The following is an 11587-nucleotide window of genomic DNA, read 5'->3' on the forward strand; positions in this document are numbered from 1 at the left end:
AACCGTTGCGCCGGGCGCCGCTCAGGCGGGTAAGCGATGCGGCCCTGAGAGCTGCACGCGCTGCCTGAACGGTGAGGATTGTGCGGTGGACAAGCTCTCTATGTTGGCTGCCCACCGTTGCCTCTGCTCAGTAGCGCTTTTTCGGCGGCAACGACCGTTTGGCCTGCTTGCGTACGCGGGCCACCGCAGCGGCCTTCTTGCGTTTTCGCTCCGTAGTCGGCTTTTCATAGGCGGTTCGGGCACGAAGTTCCGGAATCAGGCCAGTGCGCTCAATCGCGCGACGGAAGCGGCGCAATGCAACGTCCACGGGTTCGTCAGGTTTCAGAATTACAGTAGTCAAGTCGTTCCTTGGTTGGGGTCCGGGAGTAGGGAGATGGTTGACGCGGTTGCCGCTGCTGCGGTTGCCACTGCTATTGACACGGCTGCTGTCGAGCGGGCCGTGGATAGTGTCAAAGGCGCATCTTTTTACACCTCGCAGGGGCGCAAGTGTAGCAACTGCCGTCCCTTTTCGCGCGGCTTAATCGGAAAACGCATGACAAGCCGGCCTCGGGCCCGGGAGGCATGTGGTTTCAAATCCTCCGTGCGCGCGCTGGTGGTGGCCGTGGGCGTCTGATCTTTCGCCGCGCCCGTCACGTCGCCGCATTACTCGTCAAACCCGGCTCTCGGCCTATGCCGATGAGGATCGCGGTGGCAGTCTCGTGCCGTGAAGCAAAGAGACAGGCGACGATATCCAGCGATTTTCTGAGTTTCGCTGGGTTTCGCTGAGTTTCGTTATCCCAGGCTCGCATTCGTCGCTTCGGTTCATTTTCAATCCATCAGGCGGTCCCGATGCAGCGTGCTGCTTTGATCTCACGAGTCCATCTGATGCGATGGCACACATACAGCCGAAAAAGAAATGCCGATGGATGGGTATACAAAATCCGGGATCAGTGTAGGATGGTTTGATCAGTCGACCTGCGACCGATTCCAGCGCATCTTTCTGCAGCTTGTTCAGGCACCGAGCTGCTCCTCTCCCTCGCAGACCACTTACGCTAGCGCTCAACGGCATCAGCCGTGGTGCGGCTGCGCCATATTCACGACCTCTGCACTTCGTGCAGAACCACGGAGCCATCTCCATGTCAGCCACTATCCGCTTTTACCGTGGACTTGAAATACACCCACTGGTTTTTCCCCATCAGCCAACGTTACCGGGTCTGGGGCGCAATTATGAAGAGGGTTTCGATGCCGCGGTCCGGATCAGGGAACCAGAGGGACTGGCACTGATCCCTCGAACCCGGGTTTTCGGTCTGTTGGTCAAGAGGCCGTTCCTGAATGCGGGCGATGCGCGGCGCGCTTCCATCGCCTACGCGGAGCATCTCATCGACACCTGTCCGGCTGACGAGACCGTGCTCGATCTGAAGGAATCAAATAGCCGGGAATCCGATGCAGGGAAACAGTTTGCCTGGTGATTGGTGAACCACTGGCGGAGGATCGGATGGACAGGATCCATTTGCTTGAGCAGATTCGGATACGCGCACGAGAACTGGTTGAGGAATTCCTCCCATCGAGTGCAAATCTCGACCTGGAGGCCATCATCGGAGAGCGCAGACAGGAAGTCGACGCCGACGCATACCGGCTGTTCGTCTCTGTTCGTGCCATCCTTCGCGAAGAAGGCATGCCTGATTGCGAAACTGCTACAGAGGCGGGCCAGATAATGGCACTCCTTAACAGTTGTTCCGTTTGAAAGATGTTGTCGCCGGAAGTCCCCAAAGGCGGGCTGCGGGCACTTTAAAGCAGGGGGAAACATGCGTTCAGATTCGACCCGGTTCCGCATTGATCCCACGCCGCGCCGAGCGGATGGTGAGTTTATGGCGCACGCGCGTATCAGCACTAACCGTCCCGACGGCAGCCAATATGACATTTATTCGAGTGGTGATCTTGCGGCGTTCGAGCTTCGCGAAGATGCAATCGTCTACGCCGAGAATTGGGCAAAGCAGTGGCTCGATGCACGCTTCGGCTAGGACGCCCTGTGTTCTGCCGCTAACGGCAGGCGCACAGTGAAGCAATACAGCCAGATTCCTGACCGGCTGGGTGCTCTGGCATTTCTCGTGGGCCACTGCGTCTCAGGCGTTCTTGCCGCGTGCGTTGGCCGCGGAAGAAAAGTATTCATGAAGTTCAGATATCGACCATCACCGAACCAGTGGCTAACCCTCGGCATGGTTACGTTTGTCGTTTCGCTTGGGATGTTGATTACCTGGCTAGCCGGAACATGCTCTTGACGGTAACAACGATCTGATCGGACTTGCCCGTGTTGACTGGGGATTGGGCAGTGGCGTCGGGCGCGAGGTAGTCTTCGGACCGGCTTGCGACCACTTGATCATCGATTGACTGCGCGACAGCCTGTAGCGCCATGCCTGAATCGGTTCTCCGGTCTCCCGGTGGATGATGCCGCGCCAGTCTCTTTGACAGCCTCTGGAGTCTTTTTGCTTTTTCATTTTGGGTCCCGGGCGAGCGGGTTATTGAGGCTGCGACGAAGGCCGTCGTTCCTGCCAGCAGCGCAGTCCGAAAAGCGCTACTAGTCCGTACGCGTGATCGAGCATGTCCGACTGCAGGCTTTCGTAGAGCTCCCAGCGCGTTTCGTTGATGTAGAGAAATATTTCGAGCGCAATGACAGGTTGGGTCGACTGCACGTGGCGGATGACGATGGGCATGTCGTGACGGACTGCTTGATGAGCGCGAAAATATGCCTCCAGATAAAGGCGGTACAGGCCAAGATTGGTGCGATGCTGGATGTCATCAGGCATCACTTCGATTGGCAAGCGACCAAACTGGTTGCGTAGCTGGACCAGTAGCGCGTCGTCGGAAATGCGCACCGTTTCGGCATCGAAATGTATCGCGTGCCTGACTCGCCGTCCGCCCGATTCGATCATTCCGCGCCAGTTCTTCACGCTATTGGTGAGCAAAACGTAGCTGGGAAGCATGACGATCGAGTTGTCAAAGTTCTGCACCTTGATCGTGTTCAGGGCGATGTCGATGACCGTGCCATCGGCTACGAAGCCCGGCACCTCGATCCAGTCGCCGACCCTGACCATGTCGTAGACGGTGAGCTGGATGCTGGCGACAAAGCCAAGCAGCGAGTCCCGGAAAATGATGATCAGCAGCGCAGTCATCGCACTCAGGCCGGTGAGAAAATAGGCGGGGGAGCGCTCCAGCAGAACAGAGATCCCCGCTATCAGGGCGATGACGTAGAGCGCGATAGTGGCTGTCTGCAAGAAACTTTTGATTGGCCGCTCGCTCGCAGAGGGGAAGTGGCTGTAGCGCTCGCCTACACTGTCAAGCAGAGCGAGCGCCGCACGCAGTAACGTGTACACCATGTAGCACGCCGCGAGGATCGCCAGTGGATGGCCGAGCGCCGCAACCGACGCAAACGTAAGCCCGGAAAGCAGCGGTGCAGAAGCATATAAAATCAAGGCTGGCACCAGCGGCGCCAGCCGGTCGAACACCTTGTGGGACCTGGCGGCACGTAGCCACTTGCGCTGCGGCTGGCGAGCCAGATGGCCGACGACCGCCAGTATGATCAAGCGTGTCACGTAGAAACAGATCGCGCTCGCCAGCAGGATCGCGAGCAACAGGGCGGCAACCAGCAGGAAAGCGACGAGCGGGCTATCGGTATAGACGTTCAGGTGATGCCAGTCCGGCCCGCCCTCGATACGAAGTGCCTTGTCGAACATGGATCCCTCCAGTGCCCGCAAAACGGTTCGCCGGGCCTGTCGCTCTGACTGAAGTCCGGGGGCGGATGCCGTGGCCGGAATGCATGGCCTTGCGCAGGGGATTGTCCGTTGCGCACAAGCCAGACCGTCATTTTGCGTAAGCAGTACGAAAGATAGACCGGTGTGCGAAGCATCGTTGCAGTGAGCCCATCATACATCGGTAGTTTGATCGGGCAGCGGCTCGAACAGAAACGCCTGCTAAATAAACGCTCAACGAACAGCCGAAGTTGGCGTTCAACAGACTTCGACACAAATTGAGTCGAGCTGGCCAGGATTGTCGGTCTTCGCGCGCGTGAAGCTGCGCTTTAACGCATAATCATCCAGTCGTACTTGTGCATGGATTGGATGGCGGCAAGTTTTTCTGATTCACTGATTGTGCGCATCGATTGCGCCAGATCCCGCCGGGACTTCCGGCAATCTTTGCTGGAAACGCTATCGATGCGACACAAGCAGAAACGCCTGAAAAGCGATGTGCCGGGTCTCGATCCAGTGCTGGGCGGCGGCCTGATCGAAGGTGCCGCGTATATCGTTCAGGGCAGACCCGGCGCAGGCAAGACGATCCTTGCCAACCAGATTGCCTTCGCTCAGGCGAGGCAAGGCGGCAGGGTGCTGTACGTCACTCTTCTTGCCGAATCACACGACCGGCTCTTCCAGTCGCTCTCCATGCTGACTTTTTACGACGCGGAAATGGTCGGCAGAGAGATGACCTACCTGAGTCTCCTGCGTACCTTGCGTACCGATGGACTGGGTGCGCTGGTCGAGCTTCTGAGAAGGGAGATTGCACGCCGGGGTACGACCATGCTGGTCCTCGACGGGCTGCTGATCGCGCAGGAGAGTGCGTATAGTTCGCTCGACGTAAAAGCGTTTGTTGCGGAGCTGCAGGGGCACGCGTCGTTCAGCGCTTGCACCGTGTTATTTCTCACAAGTGGGCGCATCGACGAGTCCAGCCCCGAGCACACGATGGTCGACGGGGTATTGCAACTCGAAGAAGAACTCTCTGGTTCACGAACGGTGCGCCGTCTGCGGGTCAGCAAGTCGCGGGGAAGCGCATCACTGGGGGGGCTGCACTACTACCAGATCCATGATTCAGGTATCACGGTTTTTCCGCGGCTAGAGTCCTTTTATGGACGGCCGGTGGGTGAGGATCATGCGCCCCAGAACCGCATTTCGAGTGGATTGGAAGAGCTTGACCTGCGCATCAAGGGCGGCCTGCCAGTCAATTCAGCGACGGCTGTCGTGGGACCCGGTGGCAGCGGAAAAACGAGCTTCGGGCTGAATTTTCTGCGGTTGGCGACACCTGAAGCCCCGGGACTCCATTTCGGGTTCTACGAAACGCCGGCGCGGCTGGCAAGCAAGGCTCGCGCGCTCGGAATAAACCTGGATGCACTGGTCGCATCGGGCGCGGTAACCGTGTTATGGAATCCGCTAACCGAAAACGTGATCGATAGTCTTGCCTACCAGTTGCTGGACGCCGTGCAGGCACGCGGCGTGCGACGTCTGGTCATCGACGGACTGGCAGGCTTCGAGCGGGCGAGCGCCGATGCTTTTCGGATCACAGAATTTCTGGCGGCGCTCACCAACCAGCTTCGGGTAATGGACGTGACGATTGTCTGCACATGGGAAATGAAGGAGTTGAGCGCAAGTTCATTGAATGCAGCGACGCCAGCCGCGCTGAGCCTGTTCGATAATGTGATTGGCATGCAACTCGAAGAAGCCGAAGACGCACTGTATCAGGGCATGAAGGTCGTCAAGATACGGGATAGTGCGTTTGCTCCGGCGATTACAAAACTCATCATGCCGGACACCATTCACGGATCGCATATTGGCGATCCGGGCCCGGTGGCCACCGGTAAACCCACTTCCTGAAAGCAGTTGCCGCACGCCTGGGTGTGCAAGAAGTGCTGACGGCAGGGACCGGGGGAAGCAGAGATGGCCACCATAGTTGTAGTCGATGACGAGAGCCTGATAACAGACGTCCTCGCATTCCTGCTTGGCGAAGCAGGACATATCGTTCATGTCGCGAGAAACGGCGCAGAGGCATTCGAACTGATCCACCGTCTCGTGCCGGATCTCATCATTACCGACTACATGATGCCTGTCATGTCGGGATTCGAGCTGGCTCAGGCAGTCAAGGCCAATCCAGTGACGGCGTGCATTCCAATCATCCTGGCAAGTGCCGCACAGGGGGCGTCGGCGAGGGAACACGCGGACCTGTTCTTCGAAATCCTCGATAAGCCTTATTCTCCGCCCAGGTTACTGCAGGTCATCGCAGGGCTTTTTGGCGAGAACAGCGGTACCGTGGATTGCATCTAGCCCGAATCGGAGCCCGAATCGGCCAACCGTTCTGCGCTGGATGACCGGGGTACTTTCCGGTTGTGCGTCGTTGCGCGAATGGCCATCCCTGCAATTCTGTTTGGCAATCTTTTCGCAACGTGCGTTGTTTGGTCCTTGTTTGGCGATCCCGAAAGTTGGCTGTCAGGCAACATACGCCTGGTCGCTTATTTCCACGCGATTACGCCCCGCATCTTTGGCGCGATAGAGTGCGGCGTCCGCGTCACGCGCGAGTTCTTCAAGCGTCGCATGTGCAGCGGCCATGCAGGCAACACCTGCGCTGCAGGTGTAGTGGATGGCCGATGCGCCCGGACCTTGATCCGCTATCCGCATCCGGATCCGTTCGGCGAGAAGGTAGGCATCGTCGGCGAACATGTCGGGCAGCAGAACGGCAAACTCCTCTCCGCCCCAACGACACAGGTGACCTCGCGTCGAGAGAACGCTCGCGGTCCGCTGCGCGAAATCGACCAGGACCCTGTCGCCGGCATCATGGCCGTGCTGGTCGTTCACATGCTTGAAGTGATCGAGATCGAGGAGCAGCATCGAGAGCACGCCGCCCGTGCGGCTTGTCTGTTCCCGCTCTTTTTCGAATGCAGCAGCGAAGGCCCTTCGATTCTGCAGCCCGGTCAGGGGATCACGATAGGAATGTTGCTCAAGCTGCGTACGCAGCCGGTCCATTGCGACGAGCAGAAATCCGACCGTGATGACGAGCGAAAAGAAGGCGCCCGCCATCAGATAGAACGTATGGAGCGGTCCAGCCTGGAAGAATCCGGAGAGTCTGCCAGGAACAGCGACAACCGTCGCAAAGCGCATCAGCGCAACGGCGCACTCCGCCAACAGCATGGCGCCAAGCGCCATCGCCGAATGACCGGGCCGACCGTAGCGAAGCATCACCCGGCCGTGGGCTCCATAGAGAAGGGCCAGCACGCCTGTCACGCAGGCGGCGCGCGCCGCTACGGAGTCCTCCATGAGCCAGTACCATGCGGTACCTGCCGTGCCAATGAACAGGACGATGGCAACAGAACGCCACGTCACCGGGCGGCCAAAGAAAAGTTGTGAGCCGATCAATCCGAGGCTGGTGCCGGACATGATGCCGGCGTTGGCGACGAGGATGGAAAGCCAGTCCGGGACCTCGCCGCGCAATGCCAGGAGTACGGCTGACGCGCTCACGATCAGGGAACCGGACGCCCATTGCCGGATGCCGCGGATATTGACTGGAAAGCTCCGCGCAAGCGAAAAGAGGGCGATGGCCATCAGGCCGGGCATGACCGACGACATGAGAACGACCGTGCGCAGGTCAAAGAGTGGCATGCAGCAGCCCCGGCTGGAAAGAGCTCATCTGTATAGCACTTTTCGCTTACAGCCACTACAGGGGAGCGAGCGCTGACCGGTATCGCTTTCCAGCGCCATTGGGACGGTTATGTGCGCTCAGGCATCGTCGAGAGCGCATTCAGCCCGCGCTGGCGACCACCCTGTCGAGGCAGGGAGCACGCCGCCCATCATGCACCGCCGATGAGCCGCGCGCCGAGCGCCAGCACCAGCGCGGGCAGCATGACCATGAGGCCGATCCTCAGGAACTGCATGAAGTTGACTTCCTCGCCTTCGCGGCGAATCGCGGCGAGCCAGAGGATGGTCGCGAGCGAGCCCGTGATGGAGAGATTGGGCCCGAGATCGACGCCAATCAGCAGGGCGTCGATCACACGCTCCGGACTGTGCGCCTGAATGGCGCTCGCGCTCGCGATGAGCCCGGCCGGCAGGTTGTTGATCGCGTTGCTCCCTAAAGCGACGGACACGCCTGCGACGGCCGCAGTTATCGGCTCGTTTTGCCGTGTTGCCAGCGCGAGCAGATGCGAGAGCCTGCCAATGACGCCTGTGTGATCGAGCATCTCGACCATCACGAACAGGCCTGCGACAAGCGGGAGCACGCTCCAGGAGATTTCGCCGATAAGCCCGGCCGGAGATTGACGTTCCCGGATCAGGATAACGGCGGCGGTGGCTATGCCAAGAATCGCCGTGGGCAAACCCAGTTGCAGGTCGAGTGCCGACACGACGAGCAGGGTAACTGCCGTCACACCGATGCCGGCCAGCGTCACCTTGCCATTCGTGCTGAGTTTCTCGATGGGCAGATCGTGCGCGCACCTCCCCTTGAGGTCGTTGCGCTGCGTCCAGCGCAACGCGACGAAGGTGGCGGCGACCGACAGCACGGAAGGCAGCGCGAACCGGCTGATCCACAAGCCCAGTGCCGGCGTGTGGTTCGCATAGAGCACCAGATTGGCGGGATTGGAGATCGGCAGCACAAAACTCGCCGCGTTGGCGATGAATGCGCACACGTACAGCAGCGGTAATGGTTTTGTCTGGGCTTTTTTCGCGGCGGCGAACACCGCCGGAGTGAGGACGACGGCCGCCGCATCGTTCGACAGAAAGGTCGTCACCACGACGCCCACCAGGTACACGAGCAAAATGAGCCGCCGCGGCGAACCGTTCGCATGGTTGACAGCGAGCACCGCGATCCAGTCAAACAGTCCTTCGCGGCGCCCGAGTTCCGAGAGCAGCATCATGCCGATGAGGAACAGGTAGACGTCGCTGCCCTTGTTGACAGCTTGCCACGCGAGGCTCGCAGGAAGCAGTCCGAGCGTCACGAGTGCCAGCGCGCCGGCGACCGCCCAGATCGCTTCAGGCCAGCGGAATGGACGCAGGATGACGCCGGCAGTCGCGGCGAAGGCAATGCTCCAGGAGAGCAGAACAGGATTCATGTTGTCAGAGGCGTATTGTTGGTGTTGTCACCGTGACGGCCGCAGGCTTTTTTCAGCGTTGAACCACAGAGCAGCCAGAGCGCGAGCGAACCGGTCGATACGGCGCCCAAGGCAAGAAAGGCGGTTGCATAGCCAAAATGCTGGGCCAGCATGCCGCCGAGTGCGGGGCTCAGGGCCGCACCCATGCCTTGCAGGGTCATGACGACACCCTGGCCGACATTGACGCGCCCGGTGCCCTGCAGCAGTCGCACGACTAGCGCCGGTACTGCGACGCTTTGCAGGCCAGCGCCAATTCCGTCGAGCGCCTGAACCGGCCACACGCCCCAGGCGGCGATAAACAGCGCCGCAACGACTCCGCGCACGGGCAGCGCGAGAAAGGTAATCAGGATGACGCGCCAGTAGCCTATGCGCTGGATGAGGCGGTTCGCGAAGCATGCGGCAAGCAGCATGACGAGTTGCGCGATGACGATCGTCGCGGCGGTGAAGGCATTGGGGTCTCCCTGATGGGCGGAAACGACGGCGAGCCCATAGAGCGGAAGCATTGCTGCATTGCCCAGATGGAACATTGCCAGCGACAAGGCGAGCAGGAGCAAAGGGCGGCAGGTCAGCAGCACGCGGAACCCGCTTGCAGGTTCATGCGCCGTCGGCGACGACGGCGACGGCCCTGATCCGCGCGCGCTGTCATGATCGATCGCATCGCGCCGGATGAGCAGCGTCGAGATGATGGTCATCACGCCAAATACGCCGGTAAGCACGAAGACCGCACCGAATCCGTACTTCCAGCCAAGCCAGCCTGAGAGCGCCGCCCCTACGACGTTGCCCGCATGGTTGGCCACCTGGTTGCGGCCGAACTGCCGGTCGAAGCCCGCTTCACGGACGATGCCCAGCGTCATGCCCGCGACCGCCGGCCCCAGCGCCGCTCCCGTCACGGCGGTAAAGATCTGCGAGGCGGCCACCATCCAGTAGCTGTGCGATATCCAGAGCGCGAGCGCTGCAAGCGTCGTCATCGCCCCGGCGACGACGATGACGCCGCGCTTGTGATGCGTCGCGTCGATCAGCGCGCCAGCGGGCGATGTCGCGAGCATGCCGGCAATGCCGCCCACCGTCATGACCGTGCCGATCGCCTGCGGATGCCAGCCCTGCGCCTGCAAGAACACGCCGAGAAACGGGCCGATGCCCGCCTGCACATCGGCCATGAAGAAGTTCAGCGCTTCCAGCGCGTATTGGGGGTTCATGGAGCGCTCACGACGTCAGGCAGGCGACGGCGCGTCGACGAGTTCAGCTATCTCGTCGACCTCGATGGTTCGCCCATGTCTGTTTCTCACGCCCTTGCCCCAGGCCTGGACATGCGCGCCGGGCGCGAGATAGCTGGCCAGCTCAGCCGCCGCGTGGGGCGGCATGCGCAACGAGGTGCCGTCGTCGAGCAAGGCGCCGCGCAGTTCGCCTTTCGGGCCGAACAGGGAAAGCACAACCTCGCCGGATGCCTCCATGGGTTTGCGTTCAATATGCGGCTTCGCAGGCTTCTCGCCGTCATGGTGCGGGCCTTCGTCGAGAATCTGCACGCCGCTCCGGGTCGTGAGCGACACGGCGGCAAGCATGTTTGCGCCGCGAGGTTTTACGCCGCGCACCCGCGCGACCTCGCCCGTTGCCACATGCCGGGCCAGCTTGTTCGCGAGATGGGGAGGAAAGTGAACCTGCTGCGAATCGAGCACAATCCCGTCGATTTCGCCGTGCGGGTTCAACAGAAAGCGGATGACTTTCCCACGGATTTCAGGAAGGCTGTCGGGGTCGATCCAATGCATCGTGTTTCTCCTTGGTGAACAGTTGCGATTCGCCGGATGGCGCGTCGTCAGGGCGCGTCGTCAGGGTGTGGGTGGAAGACGGTCGTAGAGGGCGGAGAGGTTGCCGGGCGAGCCGAATGCTGTCGCCTGCAACGCTGCGCCGTACTGGTTACGGGTGCCATAGCCCTTGGCCGAGACTTCCGCGCCGGTTCGGACCAGTGCGGGGAACTGCTGGGCGACGGGCGGCGTGAGCTTGATCACGGTGCCGTCGGAGAGGATGACGCCGTCGGGCTCGCCGCGCGGAGCCGTTGTTACGTACGCAACCTGCCCCTGTGCGTTCATCGGCGAGAGGCCCGCGCCACGCAGTTCGCGCGGCAGCGGGCGCACAGTCGCATCGGGTGCAGGCGGTTGATCGACCAGTTGCGCGCCGCTTCTCGTGTCGGTGATGCGCTGGGCGTCGAGGCTCTCCCCTGCGTTTCGCCAGCCGCTTACCTGTACCGCGTCGCCCTTGCGAACCGTGGCGGCAAGCTGGGCGCCCATGTGCGGTGGAAAGCGGATCAGCAGGCCCTCGCGGGTCAGGAAGCCGTCGATGTCGCCGTCCGGGTTGATCAGAAAGCGCGCGACAGTAACCTGTGCGGTGCTGCTGGTGGCAACGCCTGCGCTTGCCATCCGACCGGGATCGGTGCCGGGCGGTGGCGCAGGTGGCGCTAGCGGCGCTGCGCCCGGCGGACGCGCAATTTCTGCGCTGGGCGGTGGCGGTGGAACCGGTGCTGCTTCAGGTTGAGGCTGTGCCGCGCATCCCGCGCTCGCGAGGAGCAGGCTCGCGAGACACGTTGCGCCTGTCAGGCGCAGCACGACTGCGTGCGCCGGGTTGAGGGTCGATTGCATGATTCACTCCTTTGCATGACGCGGAGTGTTCTGCAAAGGCCATGCCATAGCCCCGAGGTCGGTATTGCGGGCGTTGACGGCTTTG

Annotated in this window: 12 protein-coding genes; 5 read left to right on the forward strand and 7 right to left on the reverse strand. The window is 61.1% G+C overall.

Annotation, left to right across the window (positions count from 1 at the left end; all coding sequences use genetic code 11):
* Positions 1-127: 127 nt before the first annotated feature.
* Positions 128-340, reverse strand: coding sequence for a 30S ribosomal protein S21 (gene rpsU / locus F4827_RS16415; protein ID WP_183725020.1), 213 nt, complete (start codon positions 338-340; stop codon positions 128-130).
* Positions 341-1115: 775 nt separating this feature from the next.
* Between rpsU and F4827_RS16420 the strand changes: the two genes are divergently transcribed.
* The 3 genes from F4827_RS16420 to F4827_RS16430 all read left to right on the forward strand — a co-directional run bounded on the left by F4827_RS16420 (position 1116) and on the right by F4827_RS16430 (position 2000).
* Complete coding sequence (locus F4827_RS16420; protein ID WP_183725021.1) at positions 1116-1448, forward strand: hypothetical protein; 333 nt, start codon at positions 1116-1118, stop codon at positions 1446-1448.
* Positions 1449-1474: 26 nt separating this feature from the next.
* A complete protein-coding gene (locus F4827_RS16425; RefSeq protein WP_183725022.1) occupies positions 1475-1723 on the forward strand; it encodes a hypothetical protein in 249 nt (82 codons plus the stop codon).
* Between the two features lie 61 nt (positions 1724-1784).
* Entirely contained in the window at positions 1785-2000 is a 216-nt protein-coding gene (locus tag F4827_RS16430) for a hypothetical protein (RefSeq protein ID WP_183725023.1), read from the forward strand.
* 495 nt (positions 2001-2495) lie between these two features.
* Here F4827_RS16430 and F4827_RS16435 read toward each other — a convergent pair whose 3' ends face one another.
* Positions 2496-3710 (reverse strand): mechanosensitive ion channel family protein, encoded by a 1215-nt coding sequence (locus F4827_RS16435; RefSeq protein ID WP_183725024.1) that lies wholly within the window; start codon positions 3708-3710, stop codon positions 2496-2498.
* A gap of 375 nt (positions 3711-4085) precedes the next feature.
* Between F4827_RS16435 and F4827_RS16440 the strand changes: the two genes are divergently transcribed.
* Positions 4086-5615 (forward strand): ATPase domain-containing protein, encoded by a 1530-nt coding sequence (locus tag F4827_RS16440; RefSeq protein WP_260175246.1) that lies wholly within the window; start codon positions 4086-4088, stop codon positions 5613-5615.
* A 63-nt stretch (positions 5616-5678) separates the two neighbouring features.
* The gene (locus tag F4827_RS16445) at positions 5679-6062 is read left to right on the forward strand and encodes a response regulator (RefSeq protein WP_183725025.1); all 384 of its coding nucleotides are present in this window, start codon (positions 5679-5681) and stop codon (positions 6060-6062) included.
* Between the two features lie 162 nt (positions 6063-6224).
* On the opposite strand, the gene F4827_RS16450 is transcribed toward F4827_RS16445, so the two are convergent.
* The 5 genes from F4827_RS16450 to F4827_RS16470 all read right to left on the reverse strand — a co-directional run bounded on the left by F4827_RS16450 (position 6225) and on the right by F4827_RS16470 (position 11502).
* Positions 6225-7391 (reverse strand): diguanylate cyclase, encoded by a 1167-nt coding sequence (locus F4827_RS16450; protein WP_183725026.1) that lies wholly within the window; start codon positions 7389-7391, stop codon positions 6225-6227.
* Positions 7392-7579: 188 nt separating this feature from the next.
* The gene (locus F4827_RS16455; RefSeq protein ID WP_183725027.1) at positions 7580-8833 is read right to left on the reverse strand and encodes an arsenic transporter; all 1254 of its coding nucleotides are present in this window, start codon (positions 8831-8833) and stop codon (positions 7580-7582) included.
* Positions 8830-10068 (reverse strand): MFS transporter, encoded by a 1239-nt coding sequence (locus tag F4827_RS16460; RefSeq protein ID WP_183725028.1) that lies wholly within the window; start codon positions 10066-10068, stop codon positions 8830-8832. Before F4827_RS16460 ends, F4827_RS16455 begins: the two co-directional genes overlap by 4 nt.
* A 15-nt stretch (positions 10069-10083) precedes the next feature.
* Positions 10084-10635: a hypothetical protein gene (locus tag F4827_RS16465; protein ID WP_183725029.1), complete on the reverse strand. Its 552-nt coding sequence runs from the start codon at positions 10633-10635 to the stop codon at positions 10084-10086.
* 60 nt (positions 10636-10695) lie between these two features.
* Complete coding sequence (locus F4827_RS16470) at positions 10696-11502, reverse strand: hypothetical protein (RefSeq protein ID WP_183725030.1); 807 nt, start codon at positions 11500-11502, stop codon at positions 10696-10698.
* Positions 11503-11587 lie beyond the last annotated feature (85 nt).

Source organism: Paraburkholderia bannensis, from assembly GCF_014200455.1.
GTDB lineage: Bacteria > Pseudomonadota > Gammaproteobacteria > Burkholderiales > Burkholderiaceae > Paraburkholderia > Paraburkholderia bannensis_A.

Coding starts and splice junctions, on each gene's coding strand:
- F4827_RS16420 (WP_183725021.1), top strand. CDS start 1,116: ATGTCAGCCACTATCCGCTTTTACCGTGGACTTGAAATACACCCACTG.
- F4827_RS16425 (WP_183725022.1), top strand. CDS start 1,475: ATGGACAGGATCCATTTGCTTGAGCAGATTCGGATACGCGCACGAGAA.
- F4827_RS16430 (WP_183725023.1), top strand. CDS start 1,785: ATGCGTTCAGATTCGACCCGGTTCCGCATTGATCCCACGCCGCGCCGA.
- F4827_RS16435 (WP_183725024.1), bottom strand. CDS start 3,710: ATGTTCGACAAGGCACTTCGTATCGAGGGCGGGCCGGACTGGCATCAC.
- F4827_RS16440 (WP_260175246.1), top strand. CDS start 4,086: ATGGATTGGATGGCGGCAAGTTTTTCTGATTCACTGATTGTGCGCATC.
- F4827_RS16445 (WP_183725025.1), top strand. CDS start 5,679: ATGGCCACCATAGTTGTAGTCGATGACGAGAGCCTGATAACAGACGTC.
- F4827_RS16450 (WP_183725026.1), bottom strand. CDS start 7,391: ATGCCACTCTTTGACCTGCGCACGGTCGTTCTCATGTCGTCGGTCATG.
- F4827_RS16455 (WP_183725027.1), bottom strand. CDS start 8,833: ATGAATCCTGTTCTGCTCTCCTGGAGCATTGCCTTCGCCGCGACTGCC.
- F4827_RS16460 (WP_183725028.1), bottom strand. CDS start 10,068: ATGAACCCCCAATACGCGCTGGAAGCGCTGAACTTCTTCATGGCCGAT.
- F4827_RS16465 (WP_183725029.1), bottom strand. CDS start 10,635: ATGCATTGGATCGACCCCGACAGCCTTCCTGAAATCCGTGGGAAAGTC.
- F4827_RS16470 (WP_183725030.1), bottom strand. CDS start 11,502: ATGCAATCGACCCTCAACCCGGCGCACGCAGTCGTGCTGCGCCTGACA.